Origin of the sequence: Mesorhizobium sp. BR1-1-6 (assembly GCF_020165355.1) — a bacterium.
GTDB lineage: Bacteria > Pseudomonadota > Alphaproteobacteria > Rhizobiales > Rhizobiaceae > Mesorhizobium.
Genome location: NZ_JAIUHZ010000001.1, coordinates 293,386 through 318,347, shown reverse-complemented (window position 1 = coordinate 318,347; position 24,962 = coordinate 293,386). Strand labels below are relative to the sequence as shown.

The window sequence follows — 24,962 nt, the reverse complement described above, 5'->3', positions numbered from 1 at the left end:
GCCAGGAAAAGGATCAGGGGAGATGGGTTTCCATCTCCCTTTTTTCTTGTGCCTGGAGGACTTTGACATGGTTGCCGAAGCGGAAGACTCAGAAGACGAAAGTTATGCGATCGATTGCCCGGTGCTGGTGACCGAGCGGCTGGTGATGCGGGCTCCGCGCGAAAGCGACATCGCGCAATTGGTCGAGCTCGCCGACAACCGTCATGTCGCCGAGATGCTGGCGCGCATGCCGCATCCCTATGGCGAGGCCGAGGCACGCGCTTTCCTGGCCATGACCAAGTCGCGCCGCGCCGGCATCGCCTATGCGCTGACGCTGGCAGGCACTGAAACCTTCGTCGGCTGCGCCGGATTGAACACCACCGACCGCGGACTGGAGCTCGGCTACTGGATCGGAGAACCCTACTGGAAGCGCGGCTTCGCCACCGAGGCGTCGCACGCCCTGGTCGATCTCGCGTTCCAGCGCACAAACATCCAGGTGCTGCATGCCTCGACGCGGGTCATCAATCCGGCCTCGCGCCGGGTGATCCACAAATGCGGGTTCCAGTACGCCGGCCAGGGCATGCTGAACTCGATCGTCGCCGGCCAGGTGCCGGTCGAACGTTACCGCCTCGACCGGAAGACATGGACCAGCCTGCGCAACTGGGTGCATTTTTGATGTGTGCCGATATTCAGGTGAGGCCGGCCTGCAAACGCTGATTTTCTGCGCTTCCGGTGCTCGCGTACTTTAAGTACGCTCCGCTCCGGTTCTCGAAAACCAACGTTTTCGGCTCGGCCTGACCTGAATCTCAGCACACATCGGCGCTGGGCCTCTGGTCAAAGGTTCGGAAAGAATCGTGCATCGATTTGGGCTCAGCCCAGTTCAGCCCATACCGGCAGATGGTCCGAGCCAACAGCCTTTCGGTCGACCCACAGGCGCTTCAGCGACCGGGCAAGCGAGGCGCTGGTGAAGATATAGTCGATGCGCTTGTGGCGGTCGGTATTGCCGGGGTCCTTGGGGTCGACCCAGCTGACGAGATCGTCGCCGGCGACATTGAGGCGCACGGCGGCGTCGACGGCGAAATCAGCGGTCAGCGGCATGCCGAATTCGTGGTCCGGCCGGCCGGCGAGTTCGACATATTCGGGCGATCCGGCCAGCATGTTGAAGTCGCCCATGCCGACGAAGGCCTCGGGGTGCGGCAGTTCCGGCAGGCCGATCTCGGCGACGCCGGACAGCGCGCCGCCTTCAAGCGCATAGTTCAACAGGCGCCGGCGCAGGAACTGGATCTGGCTGGCGCGCTCGACCGGGCTGCGGTGATCGAGATGGATGGAATAGAAGCGGATGAAACCAAGCGGCGTCTCGATCAGCGCCTCCAGCGCGCCGCGCTGGAAGTTCATCATCTCGAAGCTGCGGCTGCGCGGCAGGAGCAGGTTGCGCGACAGATGAATGGGCGTCTTCGACAACACCATGTTGCCGAGCTGGAAGGTGGTGGTGATGGCGCGGCCGTTTTCGATGCGCGAGCCGATATTGGCCTCGAAATTGCTGCCATAGACGGCGAAATAGTCGGGCAGCGCTTCGCCGATCTCGGCGACCATGTCGCGTCCGCCGTTCCTGGGATTGTTGCGGGTGACCTCCTGCAGCGCGATGACATCGGCGCCGCGCACGGCGTCGGCGATACGCCCGACATCGTACTGCCCATCGAGGCCGATGCCGTACTGGATGTTGTAGGTTACAAGCTTCATGCCGACATCTCCGGCCAACCCCACGCGGCCACTGTCACAAAACGGCCTCGCCCTTCGCCGCGCCTTGGTTTAGAGCAAGGCGCAAGGTTTAGAGCAATGCCGCAAGGCCAATAAAGAAACTGCTGTCCGATGAAATTTCTCGATCAAGCCAAGGTCTATGTCCGCTCCGGCGACGGGGGCGCCGGTTCGGTGTCGTTCCGGCGCGAGAAATTCATCGAGTTCGGCGGACCGGACGGCGGCGATGGCGGCCGCGGCGGCGACGTCTGGCTGGAAGCGGTCGACGGGCTGAACACGCTGATCGACTACCGCTACCAGCAGCATTTCAAGGCCAAGACCGGCACTCATGGCATGGGCCGCAACATGACCGGCGCCAAGGGCGCCGACGTCACGCTGAAAGTGCCGGCTGGAACGCAGGTGTTCGAAGAGGACAACGAGACGCTGATCTGCGACCTCACCGTGGTCGGCCAGCGCTTCCTGTTGGCCAAGGGCGGCAATGGCGGTTTCGGCAACCAGCATTTCAAGACCTCGACCAACCAGGCGCCGCGCCGCGCCAATCCGGGTCAGCCCGGCGAGGAGCTCAACATCTGGCTCAGGCTGAAGCTGATCGCCGATGCCGGGCTGGTCGGGCTGCCCAACGCCGGCAAATCGACCTTTCTCGCCGCCGTCACCGCCGCCAAGCCGAAGATCGCCGACTATCCCTTCACCACGCTCCATCCCGGCCTGGGGGTGGCACGCATCGATGCGCGCGAATTCGTCATCGCCGACATTCCCGGCCTCATCGAAGGCGCGCATGAGGGCGTCGGCATCGGCGATCGCTTCCTTGGCCATGTCGAGCGCACGCGTGTGCTGCTGCACCTGGTGTCGGCGCAGGAGGAGAACCCCGGCAAGGCCTACAAGACCGTGCGCGCCGAACTCGAAGCCTATGGCCATGGCTTGACCGACAAGGCCGAGATACTGGCCCTTTCGCAGGTCGACACGCTTGATGCGGATGAGCGCAAGAAGAAGGTCGCGTCGCTGAAGCGCGCCGCCGGCCGTGCGCCGATGCTTCTGTCGGCGGTCACCGGCGAAGGGGTCGAAGCGGTGCTGCGCGCGCTGATGGCGGTGGTAGCCGAAGCGCGCGACGCGATCGCGGCGCCGGTCGACACGCGCTGGGAAAAATAGCATGACCGTGCAGTCGCTGAAGAAATACCGGCGCATCACCGTCAAGATCGGCTCGGCGCTTCTGGTCGACCGCACCGCCGGGCTGAAGCGCGACTGGCTGGCCTCGCTGGCCGACGATATCGCCGTGCTGGCTCAAGGCGGCGCGGAAATCCTGGTCGTGTCGTCGGGCGCCATCGCGCTGGGCCGTACCATTCTGGATCTTGGAAAAAGGGCGCTGAAGCTCGAGGAGAGCCAGGCGGCCGCAGCCGTCGGCCAGATCGCGCTGGCCGGCGCCTGGTCGGATGCGCTTGGCAAGGGCGGGTTGAAATCGGGCCAGATCCTGCTCACGCTTGGCGACACCGAGGAGCGCCGCCGCTACCTCAACGCCCGGGCGACGATCTCGACGCTCTTGAAGATGAAGGCGGTGCCGGTCATCAACGAGAACGACACCGTGGCGACCTCCGAGATCCGCTATGGCGACAATGACCGGCTGGCCGCGCGGGTGGCGACGATGATGGGCGCCGACCTTTTGGTGCTGCTCTCGGATATAGACGGTCTCTACACCGCGCCGCCGGCGCGTGACCCGGAGGCCAAATTCGTCGCGGTGGTCGATCGCATCACGCCTGAGATCGAAGCGATGGCGGGCGCCGCGGCTTCCGAACTGTCGCGCGGCGGCATGCGCACGAAGCTCGACGCCGGCAAGATCGCCACCGCGGCCGGCACCGCCATGATCATTACCTCTGGCACGCGGCTTTCGCCGCTGATGGCGATCGAGCGCGGCGAGCGCGCCACCTTCTTCCGCCCGAGCGCCAATCCGGTGAAAGGCTACAAGAGCTGGATCGCCGGCCAGCTCGAACCGGCGGGAAGGCTGACCGTCGATGCCGGCGCCGTCGGGGCCCTGACGTCGGGCAAGTCGCTGCTGCCGGCCGGTGTGAAGCTGGTCAGCGGCAATTTCTCGCGCGGCGATACGGTGGCGATCCTGTCGCCCGAGGGCCGCGAGATCGCCCGCGGGCTGGTTGCCTATGATGCCGCGGATGCCGTAAGAATCGCAGGCCTGAAGACAACCGAAATCGAAACCGTGCTCGGCTACGAGGCGCGTTCGGCGATGATCCACCGCGACGACCTTGTGGTCAGCCTCGCGGGCGACCAAGTAACGAGCGGAGGATGAGCCATGCTGAAGCTGCATGAAAAATCCCGGAACGATACAGTGGCGACCATGGCCGACCTCGGCCGCCGTGCCCGCGCCGCCGCACGACCGCTGGCCATCGCCACGACAGCCGCCAAGAACGCGGCACTTGCCGCCATGGCGCAGGCGATCATCGCCCGCGAGCGAGCCATACTCGACGCCAATGCCATCGACATCGCGAACGGGCATGAAGCCGGTCTGTCGGCGTCCTCCATGGACCGGCTGAAGCTCAATCCCGCCCGCATCCGCGCCATGGCCGAAGGCATTCGCGAGATTGCCGAACTCGGCGATCCCGTCGGCGACGTGATCGCCAGTTGGGAGCGGCCGAACGGCCTCAGGATCGAACGCGTGCGCACACCGCTCGGCGTCATCGGCGTCATCTATGAGAGCCGGCCGAACGTCACGGCGGATGCCGGCGCGCTCTGCCTCAAGGCCGGCAACCCGGTGATCCTGCGCGGCGGCTCGGATTCGCTGAACTCGTCGTCGGTGATCCACGCCTGCCTGGTCGACGGCTTGAAGGCAGCCGGCCTGCCTCAGGACGCCATCCAGCTTGTGCCGACCACCGACCGCGCCGCCGTCGGCGAAATGCTGAAAGGCCTCGGCGGCAATCTCGACGTCATCATCCCGCGCGGCGGCAAGAGCCTGGTCGAGCGGGTGCAGACCGAGGCCCGGGTGCCGGTCTTCGCGCATCTCGAAGGCATCTGCCATCTCTATGTCGACCGCTCGGCCAAGCTCGACATGGCAGTCGGCATCGCCGTCAACGCCAAGATGCGGCGCACCGGTGTCTGCGGCGCGGCCGAAACGCTGCTGGTCGACCGTGCGGTTGCCTCCACCCACCTGGTGCCGATCCTCGACGCCTTGCGCGCCGCCGGCTGCGAGATCCATGCCGATGCCGAGGTGCTGAAGCTGTTCTTCGACGCCAAGCCGGCGACCGATGCCGACTGGGTCACCGAATATCTCGACGCCGTCATCGCGGTGAAGCTGGTCGACGGTGTCGCTGGCGCAATCGAGCATATCGAGACTTTCTCCTCCCATCACACCGAGGCGATCGTCGCCGAGGACGCGCAGGCGGTGGAACGGTTCTTCAACGAGATCGACTCGGCGATCTTGCTGCACAACGCCTCAACGCAGTTCGCCGATGGCGGCGAGTTCGGCATGGGCGCCGAGATCGGCATCGCCACCGGCAAGATGCACGCGCGCGGGCCCGTTGGCGTCGAGCAACTGACCTCGTTCAAATACCGCGTGCGCGGCTCGGGACAGGTGAGGCCTTGACGCTTTTCGTCCAAAGGGCCTGAAGCTTGCGCCCAGCCACCCCCCTCTGTCCTGCCGGACATCTCCCCCGCAAGGGGGGAGATTGGCTGACATTTTTGGTTTCGCCGATCTTCAATGCTGCAAGATTTGTGCCTTCACCGAAGCTGCTAATCTCCCCCCTTGCGGGGGAGATGTCCGGCAGGACAGAGGGGGGTGCCTAGCGAATGCTTTCCCTGCTTGAGCAACCTATCCCGTCCAGCTACCTCAAAATGCCGCATGCCGGCAAAGGCCTTGCCGTCGGCCTGTTCGGCGGCTCGTTCAATCCGCCGCATGCCGGCCACGCGCTGGTCGCCGAGATCGCGCTCAGGCGGCTGGCGCTCGATCAGTTGTGGTGGATGGTCACCCCGGGCAATCCGCTGAAGAACACGCACGAGTTGGCGCCGCTGGCCGAACGGCTGCGCCTGTCCGAGAAGATCGCCAAGAACCCGAAGATCAAGGTCACCGCCTTCGAAGCGGCGCATCATGTGCGCTACACCGCCGACGCGCTGGCGCTGGTCAAGGCGCGCAATCCCGGCGTCGACTTCGTCTGGATCATGGGCGCCGACAGCTTGCGCGATTTCCACCGCTGGCAGCGCTGGCGCGAAATCGTCATGACCTTCCCGATCGCGGTCATCGATCGTCCGGGCGCGACGCTGTCGTTCCTGTCGTCGGTCGTGGCCAAGACCTTCGACTATGCCCGCATCGACGAAGGCGATGCGCCAAGGCTCGCCCGCATGAAGGCGCCCGCGTGGACCTTCATCCACGGCCCGCGCTCGTCGCTGTCGTCGACGGCTATCCGCGAGCAGGCGAAGGGCTGATCGGTACGCACAGCGCCCTTTCTTCGCAAGGAGGAAGGCAAGTCCGGCAATGTCGCTTTTGCGGCGGCCTTTCGTCATCGAATGGATGATCTTGCGCTGATATGACCACTCTCGTGAAAAGCCAAACCGAAACGGAACCGAGGCACGGCGACACGCCCACGCTGCTGATCGCGATTGCCAGCGTCGTGGTGTCGATGGCGCTGATCGCCATCGGCAACGGGCTGATGTTCGCCTACATCCCCGTCCGGCTCGGCGTGGAAGGCTTCGATCCGACCTGGGCCGGTCTGATCGTCACCGGTCTGTCGGCGGGTGGTCTCGCCGGCTGCATCCTGACCGGACCGCTGGTGCGCAGGGTTGGCCATGCCCGTGCCTTCATGGTGCTGTCGGCGCTGATCGCGCTGTCGAATGCCGCAATCGGCGCCGGGCCGCACCCCCTGTTGTGGATCGCGGCGCGCGCTCTCTACGGCTTTGCCATATGCGGGCTTTTCATCGTCGCGCAGAGCTGGCTCAACGATGCCGTGGCCAACGCCATACGCGGCAGGGTAATGGCCGTCTTCTACGTCGCCTATGTCGGCGGGCTCGGCATCGGCTATGCGACGCTGGCGCTGGTCGACATCAGGACGGCGGATGCATCGCTGATCGGCATAGCCTTCACCGCGCTATCCATCCTGCCCGTCGGGATGACCCGGCTGGCCCAGCCGCCGGCGCCGCAGGCGGCGTCGGTGGCGCTGCGCCGGGCCTGGCGGATTTCGCCGGTCGGCGTCGCCGGCATGCTGGCGGTCGGTGGCCTGTCGATGTCGATTTCCGGCTTCGCGCCGATCCACGCCACCGCGAAGGGGTACAGCCAGGCCGACGTGGCGCTGCTGCTTTCGGTGATGCCGCTCGGCACGCTGATCCTGCAGGTTCCGCTCGGCTGGATTTCCGACCGCACCGATCGCCGCTATGTGCTGGTCGCGGCATCCGCGATCGCCGCGGCGGCAGGGATGTTTGCGCTCGGCTTCGACGGCGGTACGCTGGCGGTGCTGCTGGTGATTTATGTGATGTGGGACGGCGCCTCGGAATCGATCTACTCGTTGGCCAGTGCCCACGCCGCCGACCGCGCCGGCAAGGACGACATGGTGGCGCTGTCGAGTTCGCTGTTATTTGCCTGGTCGCTGTCCGGCTTCATCGTGCCGGGCATCGTGACCGCGTTGTCGGCCGTCTTCGGCACGCAGGCCTTCATCTATGTGACTGTGGTCATCGCCTGCGTCTTCTGCCTGTTCGTGCTTTTGCGCGTGTTCACCACGCGGCCGGTGCCGGCAACCGAAACCGGCAGCTTCGCGCCGATGACGGCGCAAGCGCCACTGCCGGTGGAACTGGCCTTCGCGCCGGACGAACAGCACCGGCACAGGAGCGATTGACTATTGCCGGCGGGTTTCCGGGGCCGGAGCCTGCGGTGGCGGCAGCGGGATCGATATGCGTTCGCGGTCGAATTCCTGCTTGGCCCGCTTGGTGAGATCGGCCTGGGTGGCGAAGAAATCCGCCGATGATGTCCAGTAACGCAAGGTGATCGAGACGGTGCTTTCGCCCAATGCCGCGACAAAGGCGGTCGGCGCCGGCTCACGCCTGATGCGGCGCTCGGCGGCGGCGATCGCAAGCAGCGTCTTCTGGGCGCGGTCGATGTCGTTCCAGGAGCCGATCGAGAGGGTGATGTCGCCACGCCGCACGCCGTTGCGCGAAAAATTGCGCACCGGCTGGTTCCACAGCGTCGAGTTGGGCGCCAGGATGTAGACGCCTTCGGCGCTCCGGAGCTTGGTGGCGAAAAGGCCGATTTCCTCGATCGAGCCGGCAATGGACCCGACTTCGACGGATTCGCCGATGCGGAACGGCCGCAATGCCAAAAGCATGATCCCGGCGGCAATGTTCTGCAGCGTGCCTTGCAGCGCCAGGCCGATGGCCAGGCCGATGGCGCCGATCGCGGCGATGATCGAGGCCGTCTGCACACCGAACTGGCCGAGCACCATGATGACGACGAGAACGAGAATGGCGTAGCGGACGATCTTGGAAAAGAAGTGCCGCAGCGTCTGGTCAAAGCCGTGGATGTGGCCCAGGCCGGCAAAGATCGAGCGCTCGGCAAAGCCGGCGACGATGTAGCCGACAACCAGAAGGATGACGGCGCCGACCGCCGAAAGCGAATAGGAGACAATGAGCGCGCTGAGCTGAGAGAGCCCCGCCTGGACGGTCAGGAGGGCATTTTGCGGGTCGATCGGCATAGTGGGATTCCGGTTGATCAATCAGCCGATAACCCCTGCGGAACGCCTGGGTTCCGATCTTTTGCGCGTCGCGCGGAACAAGCGGGTGCTCAATGAGTTCGCATGGAAGTAGGGCTCCGTCTTGAAACTGCAACGGAACTCTGCCTATCTAAGCGGTGTCACCTGCTTTCAGGGTGATTTGGTTGTTCTTGCTGCGAAAGGAAATACACTGAGAACAGCACTGCGGAAGAAGGCCGACATCGTGCCTTCGCCGGCCGGGATCAGCGTAAACGACGCCGTGTCCCGCGCCATCAAGACAGTCCTTGCCAGTCTGGAAGACTCCAAGGCCGAAAACATCGTCTCAATCGACATTCAGGGAAAATCGAGCCTCGGCGACTACATGGTCGTCGCGTCGGGCCGATCGCACCGTCATGTCTCGGCTGTTGCCGATCATCTCCTCAAGGCGTTGAAGGATGCCGGCCTCGGCACGGCGCGCGTCGAGGGGCTGTCCGGCGCCGACTGGGTCCTGATCGATTCAGGCGACATCATCGTCCATGTCTTCCGCCCCGAAGTCCGCGAATTCTACAATCTCGAAAAGATGTGGCAGGCGCCGGACCTCGAGGAAGAGACCTTGCACTGAGCCGGTTGGTTTGGATGCGTGCCGTGGTTCCTGGCCCATTGACGATTTTCGGGCGACACGCATCGGCGGCCCTCTGAGGCGAGGATGAAGATTACCGTTCATGCCGTGGGCCGGATGAAAAGCGGCCCCGAGAGAGAACTCGCCGACCGCTATTTCGAGCGTTTCTCCAAGAGCGGCCCGGCTGTCGGCCTCGAATTCTCCGGCATCGCCGAGATCGCCGAAGGCCGCGCCCAGAACGCCGATGAACGCCGGCGCGATGAAGGCGCGAGGCTGCAGGCGCAGTTGCAGCCCGGCTCGGCGCTGATCCTGCTCGACGAGCGCGGCAAGAACCTGTCCTCGGAAGATTTCGCCGGCCGCATCGGCCAGTTGCGCGACGCCGGCCGCAAGGCGCTGGCGCTGGCCATAGGCGGCGCCGACGGCCATGATCCGTCGTTGCGCGCCCAGGCTGAGCTGGTGATGTCTTTCGGTGCGCTGACATGGCCGCACCAATTGGTGCGGGTGATGCTGGCAGAGCAGCTCTACAGGGTCTCGACGATCCTGTCCGGCCACCCCTATCACAGAGCCTGAAGGTCGCATCGCACCGAATTCCGCCCCAATGCCGCGCAAGATCACGGCTTCGGCCCGGCTTTCCCTATTTTGCTCACCGGTGTGCGAAACCGCTGCATAGTTTGGGCGATGCGCATTAATATGGTTGATGGTTCGTTAACGAAGCCGCAGATAGAGTCCGTCCCGCATGGCTGAAGGCTGGAAATCGACGACGGGCTCATCGACAGCGGGCTCCTGGCGCACGCGCTGCGGCATCGCGGCGGCGGTGGTCATCCTGTCGCTCAATGCCGCGTGGGCCGAGAACACGCTCGACACGGCCCCCGATCCGGACCAGAGCCGCGCCGAATACGAACAGATCTCCAAGGAGATAAGCCTGTCGTCCGAGCGGCTGGCCAAGCTGGCCGCCGACATCGCCGCAGTCAAGAAGGACCACGCCTCGATCACCGCCGCGCTGATCCAGTCGGCAATGACCGAGCAAAAGCTTGGGCAGGACATCGAGGACATCGGCGCCAAGCTGGAGGGACTGAAGACCCAGCAGCAGAAGATCCGCGCCTCGCTGATGGCGCGGCGCGACGTGCTGGCGGAGGTGCTGGGCGCATTGCAGCGCATGGGGCTGAACCCGCCGCCGGCGATCCTGGTCAAGCCGGAGGACGCGCTGTCGTCGGTGCGCAGCGCCATCTTGCTTGGCGCCGTGGTGCCTGAATTGCGCCAGCAGACCGACAGGCTCCTGGCCGACCTCAAGGAGCAGACACGAGTGACGGCCTCGATCGAGGCCGAGCGGGCACGGCTGACGGCGGCAGTCGGCGAGCAGACTGCGGAAAAGAAGCGGCTCGGCATGCTGCTGGAAGCCAAGCAGAAGCTCGAAGCCGACACGCAGGCGCAGTTGTCGGCCGAGCGACAGCATTCCGAGGCGCTCGCGGCCAAGGCCAGCAGCCTGAAGGAATTGATCGCCTCGCTCGAAGCCCAGGCCGAACGCAACCGCAAGGCCGCGGATGCCGCAAAGGCCGCGGAGGCCGGCCAAGCCGGTGGCGACAAGGCGGGCGGCGACAAGGCGGGCAGGGATAAGGCGGGCAGGGATAAGGCGGGCGGCGATATGACGGCGTCGCTGCCGGTTCCCGAGGCCAACCGGCTTGCCGCTGCGGCACCCTTCTCGGCGCTGCAAGGACAGATCGCGCTGCCGGTCATCGGCCGCATCAAACGCCGGTTCGGCGCCGAAGACGGTAACGGCGCGGTGATGCTTGGGGACATGGTTGCGACACAATCGGGCGCCATCGTCACCGCACCGGCGGATGGGAATGTGCTTTATGCGGGGCCGTTTCGCTCCTACGGTCAACTCTTGATCCTGAATGCCGGCGACGGTTATCATGTCGTCTTGGCGGGGATGAGCAGAATCAGCGTCGCAACCGGCCAATCAGTGCTCGCAGGAGAGCCGGTCGGTGCGATGGGAGAGGCCCGGGTGGCAAGCACCTCGGCTTCGAAGAATGGAAATGCCACGCCGGAGCTCTATGTCGAGTTCCGCAAGGATGGAAAACCCGTCGATCCGGCCCCATGGTGGGCGGACCGTTTTTCTGGAAGGACGTGAAATGATGCGGAAACTGTCGCTTCTGTTTGCCGGTGCGCTGATGGGCGCGTCCGCCATGAGCCTGGTCTATGGCGCGCCCGGCTCGGCAGCGAACGCTGCGGGGTCGGAGACCTACAAGCAACTGGCGATCTTCGGCGATATCTTCGAGCGGGTGCGGGCGCAGTATGTGACGCCGCCCGACGACAAGTCGCTGGTCGAGAACGCCATCAACGGCATGCTTGCCTCGCTCGACCCCCACTCCTCCTACATGAACGCCGAGCAGGCGCAGGACATGCGCGTACAGACCAAGGGTGAGTTCGGCGGCCTCGGCATCGAGGTCACCATGGAGAACGATCTGGTCAAGGTGATCACGCCGATCGACGATACGCCGGCCGCCAAGGCGGGCGTGCTGGCCGGCGATTACATCGCCAAGATCGACGGTGAGGAGGTTCGTGGCCTGACGCTGAACGACGCGGTCGACAAGATGCGCGGCCTGGTCAACACGCCGATCAAGCTCACCATCCTGCGCCAGGGCGCCGACAAGCCGATCGAGCTGACGGTGGTGCGCGACATCATCAAGGTCAAGGCGGTCAAGTTCCGGGTCGAGAACGACATCGGCTACATGAAGATCACCTCCTTCACCGAAAAGACCTATGACGACCTCGAGAATGCCATCGACACCATCAAGAAGCAGGTGCCGAACGACAAGCTCAAGGGCTATGTGCTCGATCTGCGCCTCAATCCCGGCGGTCTGCTCGATCAGGCGGTAAGCGTATCGGACGCCTTCCTCAACCGTGGCGAGATCGTTTCGACGCGCGGCCGCGATCCCAAGGACGTTACCCGCTTCGACGCCAAGTCCAAGCAGGTCGACGATATCGGCGGCAAGCCGCTGATCGTGCTGGTCAATGGCGGATCGGCCAGTGCGTCCGAAATCGTCGCTGGCGCGCTGCAGGACCTGCGCCGCGCCACGGTGGTCGGAACGCAGTCCTTCGGCAAGGGTTCGGTGCAGACCATCATCCCGCTTGGCGAGAACGGCGCGCTCAGGCTGACGACGGCGCTCTATTACACGCCGTCCGGCAAGTCGATCCAGGGCAAGGGCATCACGCCCGACATCAAGGTCGACCAGCCGCTGCCGCCGGAACTGCAGGGCAGGGACCTGACGCGCGGCGAATCCGACCTCAAGGGCCACATCAAGGGTGCCGACGAGAGCTCGACCGGTTCGGGCTCGGCAGCCTATGTGCCGCCGGATCCGAAGAACGACCTCCAGCTCATCTATGCCGAGCAGCTTCTGCGCGGCCAGAAGACCGATCCGTCCTTCCCGCCCAATCCGCAGAAGGCTGTCCTCAACCAGTAACAGGTGGCGGCCAACAACGGGTCTGGCCGCCCGATGGAAGCAATGCGATGCTGCCGGGACCGAAAGGTTCCGGCAGTTTGATTCGGGGGTAACGCGAATCCCTCGATACAGGGCGCCAGGGGTGCGCCGGGGTTGAAGAATTCGCGCATGTCTCTTCGAAAGGTTCCATGTTCGAAGCCATGCGGACGGGGACAGGGCTTGGCTGATATCGGCAAGGACATCGAACGACCGCTCGGACTGACTGTCCGTCCGCCGCGCGCCGCCGGCAAGGTCAGCGTGGGTGCGCTCGTGGCTGCGTTCGTCGTGCTGGCCGTTGTCGGCGTCTCCGGCGCGATCGCGCTCAGGGACAAGCCGTTTCGCAAGCCGCAGGAAGTCGCGGTTTCGACGCCGAAAGTGGTGCCGGAGCCGACCGCTGCGCCGTCCGCTTTGGCGCCGGTCACGACGCCAAAGGCGGAAATGCCGGCCAAGGCTGGGGGCCCGCAGATCATCCATGTGCAGACAGAGGAAGGCGATGGTCCGCCCAAGGCGGCAATCGTCATCCGCGATCCGTCGACCATCGGCCAAAACCTGAAGATCGCGCATATTCCCGACAGGGCGCTGATCGAGGCCGGCGATGCCGGCCCCTTGCCGGTGCGCGCCGCAGACGGCCGGCGGCCCTTCGATGTCTACGCGCGGCCGTGGTCAGGCGCGCGCGGCGCCCGCGTGGCGATCGTCATCGGCGGGCTCGCGGTTTCACAGACCGGCACCCAGGCGGCCATCGCCAAGCTGCCGGCGGAAGTGACGCTGGCGTTCGCGCCGCAAGGCAACAGCATCGGCCGCTGGATGCAGGCCGCCCGGCAGAGCGGCCACGAGATCGTCATGCAGGTGCCGCTCGAACCGTTCGACTATCCCAATGTCAACCCCGGGCGCAACACGCTGACGGTGGCGGCGAGCGCGGAAGAGAACCTGAAGAACCTGCGCTGGGCACTGTCGCGGACGACGAACTATACCGGTGTCATGAACTATATGGGCGCGCGGTTTTCCGCCGACCCGGCGGCAATGGAACCCTTCATGGCCGAGCTCGGCAAACGCGGGCTCGCCTATATCGACGACGGCTCGTCGGCGCGTAGCCTGGCGCCGGATCTGGCGCTGAAGGACGGCGTGCCCTTCGTCTCCGGCGACACGGCGATCGACGCCGTGCAGGATCGCGGCGCCATCCTGAAGAAACTAGACAGCCTGGAGGCGACCGCCCGTGCCAAGGGAACCGCGGTTGGCATCGGCTCCGCTTTCGACCTGACGGTCGACACGGTGTCGTCATGGGCGGCCGAGGCCAAGAAACGCGGCATCGAGATCGTGCCGATTTCAGCGGTGGCGATCGATCCGCAAAAGGGCTAGCCACCGGGAAACAGCTTGAAAGACTGAATGATGCCGAAGACGAAGAAGGTCGACCGCGAGACGCTGCCCTACCGTCCCTGTGTCGGGCTGATGATCCTCAACGCCGAGGGCCTGGTCTGGGTCGGCCATCGTATCGCCGAGCCGGACAGCGAATTCGCCGGCACCACGCAGCTCTGGCAGATGCCGCAAGGCGGCATCGACAAGGGCGAGGAGCCGCTGCAGGCGGCGGAGCGGGAGCTCTATGAGGAGACCGGCATGCGCAGCGTCTCGCTGCTCGCCGAGGCGCCGGACTGGATCAACTATGATCTGCCGGACCACCTCGTCGGCGTCGCCTTCAAGGGGCGCTATCGGGGTCAGACGCAGCGATGGTTCGCCTTCCGCTTCCATGGCGATACCAGCGAGATCCAGATCAATCCGCCGCCCGGCGGCCACACCGCCGAATTCGACAAATGGTCGTGGCGGCCGATGCAGGAGCTGCCCGACCTGATCGTGCCGTTCAAGCGCAAGGTCTATGAAGACGTGGTGACGGCGTTCCGTCACCTTGTGCCATAGCCGGACGGGCCGCGGCCGCGGTTCAAACGCCAGCGGTTGCCGCGCCGGTTCGACCGTCTTATTGATGTCCATCCGCCACAAGAAGGGCCGCCATGCACGACGCCCCCAAAAGATCGCTGCCCGAGGAAGCCGACGCCACAAGCGAGGCTGCTGCCGGGGCCATCCTCACCATCGACCTTGGCGCGATCCGCGAAAATTACCGGCGGCTGAAGGCGCGGCTGGGCGGCGTGCGCTGCGCGGGCGTGGTCAAGGCCGACGGCTACGGTCTCGGCGCCGCGCAAGTGGCATCGGCGCTGATGAAGGAAGGCTGCGACATCTTCTTCGTCGCGCTGCTGTCCGAAGGCATCGCGCTGCGCAAGGCGGTGGGGGCCGGACCGGACATCTACGTGCTGAACGGGCTGCCGCCGGGTTCCGAGCCGGAAGCGGTGGCGGCTGGCTTGTGCGCTGTCATCAACAGTGGCGCACAGTTGCAAGCCTGGCGCGCAGCGACACACCGCGCCGGGCGTCGGCTCCCGGCTGCCGTCCAGGTCGACAGCGGCATGTCGCGGCTTGGAATGGCGCCAGCCGAGGTCGAGGCGGTGGCCGGGGATGTCGGCGCTTTCGATGGCATCGACGTCAGATATGTGATGAGCCACCTGGCCTGCGCCGATGAACCGCGCCACCCGGCCAATGAACAGCAGAGGCTGGCATTCGCGCGGTTGCGTGCCATGCTACCCGTGGCGCCGGCCTCGCTCGCCAACTCCTCCGGCATCTTTCTAGGCCCGCTTTATCATTGCGATCTCGCCCGGCCCGGTGCCGCCCTCTACGGCATCAACCCGACGCCTGGCCAAGCCAACCCGATGCTGCCCGTGGTCGGGCTGCAGGCCAAGGTGGCGCAGACGCGCAGTGTCCAAAAGGGCACTGGCGTCGGCTATGGCCACAGCTACCATGCGCAGGGCCCGCTCAGCCTGGCGACGATTTCATTCGGCTATGCGGACGGCTGGCTGCGCCGCTCCGCTTCGGCCGCATGGTTCGAGGCGGTGCGCCTGCCTTTCCTCGGGCGCGTGTCGATGGACTCGATCATTCTCGACATTTCCGCCTTGCCGCCCGGCCGGCTCGGAGAGGGCGACCTGGTGGAGTTGCTAGGGCCCTCACAGAGCGTCGACGATGCTGCCGACCATGCCGGCACCATCGGGTATGAAATCCTGGCCAGCCTCGGAACGCGTTTTCACCGGCGCTATCTGGGCGGTTGAGCGGTTTGGCCGCGCTTGACAAGCGGGCGCCATTCGGCAAGCTTTGGCACATGAGCAAGCTCGCTTATATCAAAACCTTCTTCAGGGTCTGCCCGATCGCGGGATCGTAGCCCCGGCGCGGCCGCCTTCCGGCGTCCGTCCGTACCGGGGCATCCATACATCCACAATCGCCATCAAGCCGAACAGCCCTTCGCGGCTGCCGGCCTTTCATCACGCCGTCGCCAGCGCGCCGGCAGGCGCGCATCCGCTCGATGCGCCGGTCCATGAGGTTTGCCATGCAACACGCGAAAGAACTGCGTCCAAACAGCCATCTTCTGATCAGCGACGCCGACCATGACAGGCTGACGGGCCTGGCCAGGGCTTTGCTCGATCGCGCGCCCGAGACGGCCGAGGAGCTGCTTTCGGAAATGGACAGGGCCGTCGTCACGAACGCGGCGGCGATGCCGGCCGGTGTGGTGCGAATGGGTTCGACGGTGATCGTGCGCGGCGAAAGCGGCGACGCCCAGCGCATCATGCTGGTCTACCCGGGTGAGGCCGACATAGCCGAGAACCGCATCTCGGTGCTGACGCCGATGGGAACCGCGCTCATTGGCGCGAGTGTTGGGCAGGCGGTTTGCTGGAACGGTCGTGGCGGCCGGGAACTGTCAGTGACCGTCGAGGCCGTCGATGCGCCGGCTTCCGGCCCGCAACGAGCTTGATGGCGAGGCGGTGATGACGAGCACGAATTGTTGCCTGACGACGAAGGACTTCGCCGTTCTCGAAGTCATGCTGGAGCGCCGGCGGGCGTTCGCGGATCCGATCGTGCGCATGCTCGAACACAAGCTTTCACGCGCCGATGTCGTGCCGATCGATTCGGTCGGCCCCGACATCGTTACGCTGAACAGCAGGGTGGTGTTCGGCGTCGATGCCGGTCCCGCCGAAACGCGAACCCTGGTGCAACACGAGGTGCGCGGGCCGGTCGGCTCCAGCCTTTCGGTCGCAACGAGGCGCGGGCTCTGCATGCTTGGCATGGCGCAAGGCCAGACGGCAACGGTCGAACACGTCGACGGCAGGCGGGAGTCGATCCTGATCAAGGCCGTGCTTTACCAGCCGGAAGCTGCCCGGCGCACGATCAGGCAGAAAGACCAGGCTGACGCGCGCCGACCGCACGGGCTCAGGCTCGTCTACAGTGCCGCAGCCGATTGGCGGCCTCTTGGCGAGACGGCCGGAATGCGGCAGACAGAAGAAGACGACCCCGGTCCCTCGGCGGCGTGAATGGGCAACGGCGCGTGGTCTCGAAGATCGACATCGATTTTCGCTCGGGATCATGCGCAAATCGAAAATACGGCCGCGTCCACGGGCGTCCTGAGGACGCTCGGCGCGGCAAGGAGTGAATGAATGAAAATCATGGTGCTGGGCAGTGGCGTGATCGGGGTGACCACGGCCTATTATCTCGCCGAGGCTGGCCACGAGGTGACCGTGATCGACCGCCAGAAAGGGCCGGGACTGGAAACCAGCTTCGCCAATGCCGGCGAGATTTCGCCCGGCTATGCCTCGCCTTGGGCCGGGCCCGGTATCCCCCTCAAGGCAATCAAATGGCTGCTGATGAAGCATGGTCCGCTGGTGGTGCGGCCGGCCTTCGATCCGCATATGTGGACGTGGCTGGTCAAGATGCTGCGCAACTGCACCGCCGAACGCTACGCGGTCAACAAGTCGCGCATGGTGCCGCTGGCCGAATACAGCCGCGACACGCTGAAGGCGCTGCGCGAGGCGACCGGCATAGCCTATGACGAGCGGACGCAGGGCACGCTGCAGCTGTTTCGCACGCAAAAGCAGCTCGACGGCACATCAGGCGATGTCGAGGTGCTGAAGAGATATGGCGTGCCCTACGAAATCCTCGACCAAGACGGCTGCATCGCGGCGGAACCGGCTCTGGCCGCGGTGCGCGAAAAATTCGTCGGCGGCCTGAGGCTGCCGGGCGACGAGACCGGTGACTGCAAGATGTTCACCGACAGGCTGGCCGAGCTTTGCGTGGCACGCGGGGTCAAGTTCGAATACGACACGACGATATGGCGCGTCATCCGCAGCCGCAACCGCGTCAACAATATGAGCACCAGCAAGGGCTGGCTGTCCGCCGATGCCTATGTGATGGCGCTGGGCAGCTATTCGGCGGACTTCATGCGCCGGATGAAGCGGCCGATCCCGGTCTATCCGGTCAAGGGCTATTCGATCACGGTGCCGATCAAGGATGCCGCCGCCGCACCGGTGTCGACGGTGATGGACGAAACCTACAAGGTCGCGATCACGAGGCTCGGCGACCGCATCCGCGTCGGCGGCACGGCCGAGATTTCCGGGTTCGACCTCCGGCTGCACGAATCGCGACGGCGCACGCTCGAACACTCGGCCGGCGACCTGTTCCCGGGAGCCGGCGCCATGCGGGAGGCGACGTTCTGGTGCGGCCTGCGGCCGATGACGCCGGACGGGCCGCCGCTGATCGGGCGCACGGAGCTTTCCAATCTCTACCTCAACACCGGCCATGGAACGCTCGGCTGGACCATGGCCTGCGGCTCGGCCAAGGTGCTGGCCGACATCATCTCGAACAAAGTGCCCGATATCGACGCCCGCGCGCTGGCGCAGGAGCGCTATCTGAAATAGACGCCGCCCGCTCGCCATCGGCGGGCGCGGCCGGGGGATATCGCGTCAGAACGCCTGTTTCACCCAGCCCTCGTCGAACAGCAGCCGGTAAGCCCACGGGATGGTCACTTCGGTGGCGACCGATTGGAATGGGCGAGATACTCGTCATCTGGCGAAGAAGGCGGGGTCGAGCACCATCATGCCGTTCTCCGTGTCGTGGAAGAAGCTGCGATGGCCGACATGCGTCAGACGAAAAGATTTCTCTCCCGCTCCACCGCCTTTGTAATGAAGGAGGCGACGATCTGGACGCGGCGCAGCGGCCTGACCGATTCGTGATAGACCAGCCAGTAGGCCCGGCGGATGGGCGCCACCACGTCGACGGCCACCAATTCCGGCATCGAGCGGGCGACGAAAGTGTGCAGGATGCCGATGCCGGCGCCCGACCGCACCGCTTCGGCCTGCCCGAGCGCGGAGGAAATGGCGAAGCTGGTGCGCCAGTCAGCGCTGAATTCGGCGGCGTAGTCGAGCGACGGGCTGACGATGAGGTCTGGCACATAGCCGATCAATTTATGCCGTCCCAGCTCGGCAGCGGTCTGGGGCAGGCCGTGGGCTTCAGCATAGGCACGCGAGGCAAACAGGCCGAGCGAGTAGTCGACCAGCTTGCCCGCTACCAGCCGGCCCTCGGTCGGGCGCTCGACGGTGATGGCAATGTCGGCCTCGCGGCGAGACAGGGAGAAGGAGCGCGGCACCGGTACGAGCTGAATCGTCAATTCACGGTGCAGCGCGGTCAGTGCGCCGAGGCGCCGGGCGAGGAATGCGACGCCAAACCCGTCCGGCGCACCGATCCGCACCGTGCCCGAAACGTCGTCGCCTTCGCCCGATATTGTCGAGCGGGCGGCGATCATGTCGCCCTCCATGCGCTCGGCAATATCGAGGAAACGCTCGCCGGCGGGCGTCAGCTCGCTGCCGGTGGTCAGCCGGCGAAAGAGTTTCGTGCGCAGCGCGTCTTCAAGTGCGGCGATGCGGCGCGAGACGGTGGCGTGGTTGAGTTCCAGCCGCCTGGCGGCGCCAAGGATTTGCCCGGCGCGCGCCACGGCGAGAAAGATGCGGACGTCATCCCAGTTCATTTTACCCTCCCTTTGTGGGAGGTCGATCCGCGTAGCGGAGCGGGGTAGGGGCGACGCCGGCGCTTGATCCCCACCCCGTCGAACGATCTCCGCTCCGCTCCGACCGCTCGCCGACCTCCCCACAAGGGGGAGGGTGAAGGCAGGGGAGATGTCCGGCAGGACAGAGGGGCGTGAAGGAACTCAATCTATCAATCCGTGAACGTCATCTTTGTGACCCTTCTCATTTGCGAGAATTGATGCTCTCCCGTCAACCGCTGTCTATTTTCTGCACAACGGTTGCGTTCTCCCTCGCGTTGCCATCGGCGTGCCAAAGGCGGACAATGCACCATCATAAACACAGGGAGAGACATCATGATCGAATACGGTCATTTCATCGGCGGCAAGCGTGTCGCCGGCACCAGCGGCCGCAAGCAGGACGTGATGCAGCCGATGGACGGCTCCGTGCGCGGCACGGTGGCGCTGGCCTCGCAGGCGGAACTGCGCGCGGCGGTCGAGAACGCCAAGGCGGCGCAGCCGAAATGGGCCGCGACCAACCCGCAGCGCCGCGTGCGCGTCCTTATGAAGTTCCTTGAACTGGTCGCCCGCGACTATGACGAACTGGCCGACATCCTGGCGCGCGAGCACGGCAAGACCATCGCCGATGCCAGGGGCGACATCCAGCGCGGCCTCGAAGTGGTCGAGGTCTGCATCGGCGCGCCGCACATGATGAAGGGCGAATTCACCGACGGTGCCGGCCCCGGCATCGACGTCTATTCGATGCGCCAGCCGCTCGGCGTCGTCGCCGGCATCACGCCGTTCAACTTTCCGGCGATGATCCCGCTGTGGAAGATCGCGCCGGCGATCGCCTGCGGCAACGCCTTCATCCTGAAGCCCTCCGAACGCGACCCGGGCGTGCCGATCCGCATCGCCGAACTGTTCATCGAGGCGGGCCTGCCTGCCGGTATCCTCAATGTCGTCAACGGCGACAAGGAAGTCGTCGACGCCATCCTTGACGACCCCGATATCAAGGCTATCGGCTTCGTCGGCTCGACGCCGATCGCTCATTACATCTATTCGCGCGGCACTGCGTCAGGCAAGCGCGTGCAGTGCTTCGGCGGCGCCAAGAACCACATGATCATCATGCCCGACGCCGACATGGACCAGACCGTCGATGCACTGATCGGCGCTGGCTACGGCTCGGCCGGCGAGCGCTGCATGGCGATCTCGGTGGCGGTCCCGGTCGGCCACGACACCGCCAACCGGCTGATGGAAAAACTGGTGCCGCGCGTCGAAAGCCTGAAGGTCGGCCCCTCGACGGATTCCGCCGCCGATTTCGGTCCGCTGGTCACCGCTCAGGCGCTGGAGCGGGTCAAGGGCTATGTCGATATCGGCGTCAAGGAAGGCGCCAAGCTGGTCGTCGACGGCCGCGGCTTCAAGATGCAGGGCTACGAGAACGGCTACTATATGGGCGGCTGCCTGTTCGACAACGTCACATCGGACATGCGCATCTACAAGGAAGAGATCTTCGGACCGGTGCTGTCGGTGGTGCGCGCGCCGACTTACGAGAACGCCATCAAGCTCGCCAACGACCACGAGATGGGCAATGGCGTCGCCATCTACACGCGCGACGGCGACGCCGCGCGCGACTTTGCTTCCAGGGTGCAGGTCGGCATGGTCGGCGTCAACGTGCCGATCCCGGTGCCGATCGCCTACTACACGTTCGGTGGCTGGAAGGCGTCGTCCTTCGGCGATCTCAACCAGCACGGTCCGGACGCGTTCCGCTTCTACACCAAGACCAAGACGGTCACCTCGCGCTGGCCGTCCGGCATCAAGGACGGGGCCGAGTTCGTCATCCCGACGATGAACTAGCCGGACGCTTGTCTGCTTGCGCGTCCTCGCCTTCGGCTGCGGGGCGCGCGGGCCGGCATCAAGGACGGGGCCGATTTCGTCATCCCGACGATGAACTAGCCGGACGCTTGTCCGCTTGCGCGTCCTCGCCTTCGGCTGCGGCCGCGCGGGCCGGCAGGACCACCCAAAAATCTACGGCCCGAGTCCCCTGGCTCGGGCCGTTTATTTTGCAAACGCTAATGTGATGGAACCGGCGAGGGCGCCAGGACTTAGAGCTACGATCCTGCCCTGGAGGAGGCATGGCAGGCAACCAGAGCGCCGACGGCTGACCGTTAGCATCGCATCGTCGGGCGCAAGGAGGTGTCCGATGGCACAACGTCTTATGTCCATGCTGCTATGCGCCGCGGCGGCGCTATCGATAGGGCCGGCGAATGCAGCCGGCCAATGTGCGGCACGCGCCGACATCGTCAAGGCGCTCGGCGAGAATTTCCACGAAAGCGAGGCCGGGCGTGGCCTGATCAATCCCAACGTGGTGCTTGAGGTGTTCGTTTCCGAACAGGGCAGTTGGACCGTCCTCGCCTCCGACACCAAGGGCCAGAGTTGCATCCTGTCCGTCGGCGAGGGCTGGGACAGCCCGACGATCAAGGCGGCCTTGCCAGGAGCCTGAGCCTCATCGCGTCGAAGCGGTTCAGGCGACGCGTAGTCTTGGGCATGCACTGTCCTGAACCGAGGTCGGTGTCGGGCGGTATGCTTCAACGTGTGGCGGCCGCCTCGGCATGGGCGCGCAGCAATGCCATCAGCCGCTTGGCATCCTTCGCGGCGGCTTCCTCGTCACCGTCGACAATCGAGCGGATCAGCGCGACGTGATGCTCGGCCGATTCCGCCAGGCCGGTATCGGCCTTGTAGCGGAACCAGAAGCGGCGGCTGTGGGTCTGCAGCGGGGCAGCCAGCCTGGCCGCGAACGGGTTGTCGGCAGCCCGCGCCAGCGCCTCGTCCAGCGTCTTGTCGGCCTGGATGAAGGCAAGCACGTTGCCGGAGATGACAGCCTTCTGCATGGCAAGCGCGGCATCGTGGAAGAGGTCGGCTGCGTCGCGGGTGACGAAGCGCGCCGCGGAGCGGGCCAGCACCACCTCGACGCCGCGGCGCGCGTCGAGGACGCGCAGCCAGTCGCCGGGGTGCAGCGGCGCGATGGCGATGCCTGCGCGCGGCCGCACGTCGAGCAGTCCTTCCCAAGCCAGCCTCTGGATCGCCTCGCGCACCGGCGTACGGCCGAGCGCCAGCTTCTCGATCAGGCCGCCTTCAGTGACGAAACTCGCCGGCGCCAGTTCGAGCGTGACAATCATATGCTCGAGCATACGGTAGGCCTTGGTCGCAGCCGGCTCGAACGCAGCGCTCATTTGCATGGATATCAAAGGCGGTCTCCTGATATATTTTGCATATATCATAGGAGAATCCGTGTTGACAGCGGCTTTCTTAATAGATATACGGCTGATATATCAGAGGAGCGATGACCATGTGGACCGGAGTTTTCCCAGCCGTCACGACTAAATTCACCACGGACGACCGCCTCGACCATGCCGAGATGGAGCGCTGCTTCGGCTTGCAGATGGAGGCCGGCTGCGACGGCATCATCGTCTGCGGATCGCTCGGCGAAGGGCCGATGCTGTCCCATGACGAAAAGATTGAAGTGCTGAAAACCGCGCAGAAGGTGGCTGGCAAGAAACCGGTGCTGCTGACGGTGAACGAGGCCGGGACACGCGAGGCCGCCAGCATCGCCCGCCGCGCCGCCAAGGAAGGCGCCAACGGCCTGATGGTGGTGCCCAGCCCGATCTACCATACCAATGCGGAAGAGACGGTGGCGGCGCTGCGCGCCGTCGCGGAGGCCGGCGACTTGCCGGTCATGATCTATTCCAACCGGCTCGCCTACCGCGTCGATGTCACCGTCGACCAGATGGAGGAGCTGGCGTCGGACGAGCGCTTCGTCGCCATCAAGGAATCCTCCGACGACATCAGGCGCTCGACCGAGATCATCAATCGCCTGGGCAGCCGCTACGACCTGTTTACCGGCGTCGACAATCTCGCTTTCGAGGCGCTGTCGGTGGGCGCCATCGGCTGGGTGGCCGGTCTCGTCACCGCCTTCCCGCGCGAGACGGTGGCGATCTACCAGCTGATGCAGCGGGGCCGCCGCGAAGAGGCGCTCGCCATCTATCGCTGGTTCCGGCCGCTGCTTGATCTCGACGTCTCGACCTATCTGGTGCAGAACATCAAGCTTGCCGAGGTGTTCGCCATTCAAACCAACGACCGCGTCCGCATGCCGCGCCAGCCGCTGTCGGGCGAGCGCCGCAAGGCGGTCGAGAAGATCGTCAAGGACGCACTGGCGGTGCGGCCGACACTACCGGCGTTCTGAGGCTTTCTTCCGAGAGGCGGCGCCCAGGTGACAGGAAGTTCCAAATCGATGGAAGCGCGGCGGCGCCCCGCCCTGCGGGCGCCTTCCCCCCGTGAACAGGGGGAAGCAATGGATATCGCCATCGTCGGCGGCGGCATCATCGGCATCTGCGCGGCGGCGTTTCTTGCCGAGGCGGGGCGAAACGTCACGGTCTACGACCGCACCGGCATCTGCGAGGAGACGAGCTCCGGCAATGCCGCCGCCTTCGCCTTTTCCGACGTGCTGCCACTGGCGCACAAGGGCATGCTCCGGCAATTGCCGAAATGGCTGGCCGATCCGCTCGGCCCACTCGCCATCCCGCCCGCCTACCTGCCGAAGCTGCTGCCCTGGCTGATCCGCTTCTGGCGTGCCGGCTCGGCGAAGCACTACGAGGCTGGCCTGGCGGCGCAGGCCGCAATGATGGCGCTCGCCGAGGCCGAATGGATGGGCCTGCTCGACCGCTCCGGCACGAGGCGGATGCTGCGCGAGGATGGCTCGCTCGAACTCTACGAAAGCGAGGCCGAATTCCAGGCCTCGCTGTCCGGCTGGGCGGCGCGCCAGCGCTTCGGCATCGGCTTCCGCCATGTCGGCGGCGAGGAGCTGGCGGAGCTGCAGCCCGGCCTGTCGCCGCGCTTCGGCAAAGGCACGTTCGTGCCGGGCTGGAAGACAATCGCCGATCCAAAACTGCTCGGCAAGGCGATCTGGGACTATGCGCAATCCAAGGGCGCGCGGTTCGAGAAGGCCCGCATCGCCGGCGTCGCCGCGGACGGGAACGGCGCGACGTTGACCCTGGCCGACGGCACGACGCGGCAAGCCCGGCACCTGGTCGTCACCGCCGGCGCTTGGTCGCATCTGCTGGCGCGGCAGCTCGGCGACCGCATTCCGCTCGAAACCGAGCGCGGCTACAACACGACGTTGCCAAAGGCCGCCTTCGACGTGAAGCGGATGCTGATCTTCTCCGGCCAAGGCTTCGTGATCACGCCGCTCGACACGGGCCTGCGCATCGGCGGCGCGGTTGAGCTCGGCGGCATCGAGCGGCCGCCCAACTACGCGCGCTCGAAGGCGCTGCTGCGCAAGGCGCAAGACTTCCTGCCGGGCCTCGATCCTTCGGGCGGACGCGAATGGATGGGGTTTCGTCCCTCGCTGCCGGATTCATTGCCTGTCGTCGGCCGCGCATCGGGAAGCCGGCCGGTGGTCTACGCTTTCGGCCACGGCCATCTTGGCCTGACCCAGGCTGCTGCGACGGGACGGTTGATCCGCGAGCTTGTCCTGGGGCAGACTCCGCCGATCGACGTGGCCCCCTTCAGTCCACAACGGTTTTGATTTT

24 protein-coding genes are annotated in these 24,962 nt (G+C 65.4%); 20 read left to right on the top strand and 4 right to left on the bottom strand.

What is annotated here, in order from left to right:
- The first annotated feature begins 67 nt into the window (after positions 1-67).
- A complete protein-coding gene (locus LB545_RS01560) occupies positions 68-655 on the top strand; it encodes a GNAT family N-acetyltransferase (protein WP_140729415.1) in 588 nt (195 codons plus the stop codon).
- 194 nt (positions 656-849) lie between these two features.
- On the opposite strand, the gene LB545_RS01555 is transcribed toward LB545_RS01560, so the two are convergent.
- Positions 850-1,719 carry an endonuclease/exonuclease/phosphatase family protein gene (locus LB545_RS01555; RefSeq protein ID WP_140493018.1) on the bottom strand — a complete coding sequence of 290 codons (870 nt, stop codon included), beginning with the start codon at positions 1,717-1,719 and terminating at the stop codon, positions 850-852.
- A gap of 129 nt (positions 1,720-1,848) precedes the next feature.
- On the opposite strand from LB545_RS01555, the gene obgE reads away from it, so the two are divergent.
- The 5 genes from obgE to LB545_RS01530 all read left to right on the top strand — a co-directional run bounded on the left by obgE (position 1,849) and on the right by LB545_RS01530 (position 7,553).
- Positions 1,849-2,880 carry a GTPase ObgE gene (gene obgE, locus LB545_RS01550; RefSeq protein ID WP_140580121.1) on the top strand — a complete coding sequence of 344 codons (1,032 nt, stop codon included), beginning with the start codon at positions 1,849-1,851 and terminating at the stop codon, positions 2,878-2,880.
- Positions 2,881-2,887: 7 nt separating this feature from the next.
- Positions 2,888-4,027 (top strand): glutamate 5-kinase, encoded by a 1,140-nt coding sequence (proB, locus tag LB545_RS01545; RefSeq protein ID WP_140566918.1) that lies wholly within the window; start codon positions 2,888-2,890, stop codon positions 4,025-4,027.
- Between the two features lie 3 nt (positions 4,028-4,030).
- Complete coding sequence (locus LB545_RS01540) at positions 4,031-5,317, top strand: glutamate-5-semialdehyde dehydrogenase (RefSeq protein WP_140676233.1); 1,287 nt, start codon at positions 4,031-4,033, stop codon at positions 5,315-5,317.
- Positions 5,318-5,565: 248 nt separating this feature from the next.
- Positions 5,566-6,153, top strand: coding sequence for a nicotinate-nucleotide adenylyltransferase (locus LB545_RS01535; RefSeq protein WP_140493506.1), 588 nt, complete (start codon positions 5,566-5,568; stop codon positions 6,151-6,153).
- A 101-nt stretch (positions 6,154-6,254) separates the two neighbouring features.
- Positions 6,255-7,553, top strand: coding sequence for an MFS transporter (locus LB545_RS01530; RefSeq protein WP_224704303.1), 1,299 nt, complete (start codon positions 6,255-6,257; stop codon positions 7,551-7,553).
- Here the strand turns inward: LB545_RS01530 and LB545_RS01525 are convergent, their stop codons facing one another.
- Positions 7,554-8,405, bottom strand: coding sequence for a mechanosensitive ion channel family protein (locus LB545_RS01525; protein ID WP_140560770.1), 852 nt, complete (start codon positions 8,403-8,405; stop codon positions 7,554-7,556).
- 241 nt (positions 8,406-8,646) lie between these two features.
- Between LB545_RS01525 and rsfS the strand changes: the two genes are divergently transcribed.
- From rsfS to LB545_RS01475, 10 genes are all read left to right on the top strand, one after another.
- Complete coding sequence (rsfS, locus tag LB545_RS01520; RefSeq protein WP_135902362.1) at positions 8,647-9,024, top strand: ribosome silencing factor; 378 nt, start codon at positions 8,647-8,649, stop codon at positions 9,022-9,024.
- An 84-nt stretch (positions 9,025-9,108) separates the two neighbouring features.
- Positions 9,109-9,591, top strand: coding sequence for a 23S rRNA (pseudouridine(1915)-N(3))-methyltransferase RlmH (gene rlmH / locus LB545_RS01515; RefSeq protein ID WP_140525017.1), 483 nt, complete (start codon positions 9,109-9,111; stop codon positions 9,589-9,591).
- Positions 9,592-9,757: 166 nt separating this feature from the next.
- A complete protein-coding gene (locus tag LB545_RS01510; RefSeq protein WP_224704301.1) occupies positions 9,758-11,152 on the top strand; it encodes a murein hydrolase activator EnvC family protein in 1,395 nt (464 codons plus the stop codon).
- A 1-nt stretch (position 11,153) separates the two neighbouring features.
- Entirely contained in the window at positions 11,154-12,485 is a 1,332-nt protein-coding gene (locus LB545_RS01505) for a S41 family peptidase (RefSeq protein WP_181165202.1), read from the top strand.
- A 198-nt stretch (positions 12,486-12,683) separates the two neighbouring features.
- Positions 12,684-13,859, top strand: coding sequence for a divergent polysaccharide deacetylase family protein (locus tag LB545_RS01500; RefSeq protein WP_140525019.1), 1,176 nt, complete (start codon positions 12,684-12,686; stop codon positions 13,857-13,859).
- Positions 13,860-13,889: 30 nt separating this feature from the next.
- Positions 13,890-14,411: an RNA pyrophosphohydrolase gene (locus LB545_RS01495; protein WP_140493512.1), complete on the top strand. Its 522-nt coding sequence runs from the start codon at positions 13,890-13,892 to the stop codon at positions 14,409-14,411.
- Positions 14,412-14,503: 92 nt separating this feature from the next.
- Complete coding sequence (alr, locus tag LB545_RS01490) at positions 14,504-15,643, top strand: alanine racemase (RefSeq protein ID WP_140628077.1); 1,140 nt, start codon at positions 14,504-14,506, stop codon at positions 15,641-15,643.
- Between the two features lie 275 nt (positions 15,644-15,918).
- Positions 15,919-16,341 (top strand): nucleoside diphosphate kinase regulator, encoded by a 423-nt coding sequence (gene rnk / locus LB545_RS01485; RefSeq protein ID WP_140493045.1) that lies wholly within the window; start codon positions 15,919-15,921, stop codon positions 16,339-16,341.
- A complete protein-coding gene (locus tag LB545_RS01480) occupies positions 16,310-16,897 on the top strand; it encodes a nucleoside-diphosphate kinase (protein ID WP_224704299.1) in 588 nt (195 codons plus the stop codon). Before rnk ends, LB545_RS01480 begins: the two co-directional genes overlap by 32 nt.
- Before the next feature lie 123 nt (positions 16,898-17,020).
- On the top strand, positions 17,021-18,277 hold the full coding sequence (locus LB545_RS01475) for a D-amino acid dehydrogenase (protein WP_224704298.1): 1,257 nt from the start codon (positions 17,021-17,023) through the stop codon (positions 18,275-18,277).
- A 224-nt stretch (positions 18,278-18,501) separates the two neighbouring features.
- Here the strand turns inward: LB545_RS01475 and LB545_RS01470 are convergent, their stop codons facing one another.
- A complete protein-coding gene (locus LB545_RS01470; RefSeq protein WP_140525022.1) occupies positions 18,502-19,383 on the bottom strand; it encodes a LysR family transcriptional regulator in 882 nt (293 codons plus the stop codon).
- A 351-nt stretch (positions 19,384-19,734) separates the two neighbouring features.
- Here LB545_RS01470 and LB545_RS01465 point away from each other — a divergent pair, with 351 nt between their 5' ends.
- Together LB545_RS01465 and LB545_RS01460 are read left to right on the top strand one after the other, a co-directional pair.
- Positions 19,735-21,231, top strand: a complete 1,497-nt coding sequence (locus tag LB545_RS01465) for a CoA-acylating methylmalonate-semialdehyde dehydrogenase (protein WP_140729409.1) — start codon at positions 19,735-19,737, stop codon at positions 21,229-21,231.
- A gap of 346 nt (positions 21,232-21,577) precedes the next feature.
- Complete coding sequence (locus tag LB545_RS01460; RefSeq protein WP_140517526.1) at positions 21,578-21,877, top strand: hypothetical protein; 300 nt, start codon at positions 21,578-21,580, stop codon at positions 21,875-21,877.
- A gap of 85 nt (positions 21,878-21,962) precedes the next feature.
- Here LB545_RS01460 and LB545_RS01455 read toward each other — a convergent pair whose 3' ends face one another.
- A complete protein-coding gene (locus LB545_RS01455) occupies positions 21,963-22,607 on the bottom strand; it encodes a GntR family transcriptional regulator (RefSeq protein ID WP_224518934.1) in 645 nt (214 codons plus the stop codon).
- Between the two features lie 116 nt (positions 22,608-22,723).
- On the opposite strand from LB545_RS01455, the gene LB545_RS01450 reads away from it, so the two are divergent.
- Both LB545_RS01450 and LB545_RS01445 read left to right on the top strand, forming a co-directional pair.
- Entirely contained in the window at positions 22,724-23,617 is an 894-nt protein-coding gene (locus LB545_RS01450) for a dihydrodipicolinate synthase family protein (protein ID WP_140517527.1), read from the top strand.
- Positions 23,618-23,665: 48 nt separating this feature from the next.
- Positions 23,666-24,958 (top strand): NAD(P)/FAD-dependent oxidoreductase, encoded by a 1,293-nt coding sequence (locus tag LB545_RS01445; protein WP_224704571.1) that lies wholly within the window; start codon positions 23,666-23,668, stop codon positions 24,956-24,958.
- Positions 24,959-24,962 lie beyond the last annotated feature (4 nt).

Bases quoted from the DNA above. Each gene is read 5' to 3' on its own strand.
- LB545_RS01450 (WP_140517527.1), top strand. From the start codon at position 22,724: ATGTGGACCGGAGTTTTCCCAGCCGTCACGACTAAATTCACCACGGAC.
- LB545_RS01505 (WP_181165202.1), top strand. From the start codon at position 11,154: ATGATGCGGAAACTGTCGCTTCTGTTTGCCGGTGCGCTGATGGGCGCG.
- rnk (WP_140493045.1), top strand. From the start codon at position 15,919: ATGCAACACGCGAAAGAACTGCGTCCAAACAGCCATCTTCTGATCAGC.
- LB545_RS01475 (WP_224704298.1), top strand. From the start codon at position 17,021: ATGAAAATCATGGTGCTGGGCAGTGGCGTGATCGGGGTGACCACGGCC.
- LB545_RS01560 (WP_140729415.1), top strand. From the start codon at position 68: ATGGTTGCCGAAGCGGAAGACTCAGAAGACGAAAGTTATGCGATCGAT.
- LB545_RS01460 (WP_140517526.1), top strand. From the start codon at position 21,578: ATGGCACAACGTCTTATGTCCATGCTGCTATGCGCCGCGGCGGCGCTA.
- obgE (WP_140580121.1), top strand. From the start codon at position 1,849: ATGAAATTTCTCGATCAAGCCAAGGTCTATGTCCGCTCCGGCGACGGG.
- LB545_RS01455 (WP_224518934.1), bottom strand. From the start codon at position 22,607: ATGAGCGCTGCGTTCGAGCCGGCTGCGACCAAGGCCTACCGTATGCTC.
- LB545_RS01510 (WP_224704301.1), top strand. From the start codon at position 9,758: ATGGCTGAAGGCTGGAAATCGACGACGGGCTCATCGACAGCGGGCTCC.
- rlmH (WP_140525017.1), top strand. From the start codon at position 9,109: ATGAAGATTACCGTTCATGCCGTGGGCCGGATGAAAAGCGGCCCCGAG.
- LB545_RS01525 (WP_140560770.1), bottom strand. From the start codon at position 8,405: ATGCCGATCGACCCGCAAAATGCCCTCCTGACCGTCCAGGCGGGGCTC.
- LB545_RS01535 (WP_140493506.1), top strand. From the start codon at position 5,566: ATGCCGCATGCCGGCAAAGGCCTTGCCGTCGGCCTGTTCGGCGGCTCG.
- LB545_RS01530 (WP_224704303.1), top strand. From the start codon at position 6,255: ATGACCACTCTCGTGAAAAGCCAAACCGAAACGGAACCGAGGCACGGC.
- LB545_RS01540 (WP_140676233.1), top strand. From the start codon at position 4,031: ATGCTGAAGCTGCATGAAAAATCCCGGAACGATACAGTGGCGACCATG.
- LB545_RS01495 (WP_140493512.1), top strand. From the start codon at position 13,890: ATGCCGAAGACGAAGAAGGTCGACCGCGAGACGCTGCCCTACCGTCCC.
- LB545_RS01470 (WP_140525022.1), bottom strand. From the start codon at position 19,383: ATGAACTGGGATGACGTCCGCATCTTTCTCGCCGTGGCGCGCGCCGGG.
- alr (WP_140628077.1), top strand. From the start codon at position 14,504: ATGCACGACGCCCCCAAAAGATCGCTGCCCGAGGAAGCCGACGCCACA.
- LB545_RS01445 (WP_224704571.1), top strand. From the start codon at position 23,666: ATGGAAGCGCGGCGGCGCCCCGCCCTGCGGGCGCCTTCCCCCCGTGAA.
- LB545_RS01480 (WP_224704299.1), top strand. From the start codon at position 16,310: ATGCGCCGGCTTCCGGCCCGCAACGAGCTTGATGGCGAGGCGGTGATG.
- LB545_RS01555 (WP_140493018.1), bottom strand. From the start codon at position 1,719: ATGAAGCTTGTAACCTACAACATCCAGTACGGCATCGGCCTCGATGGG.
- LB545_RS01465 (WP_140729409.1), top strand. From the start codon at position 19,735: ATGATCGAATACGGTCATTTCATCGGCGGCAAGCGTGTCGCCGGCACC.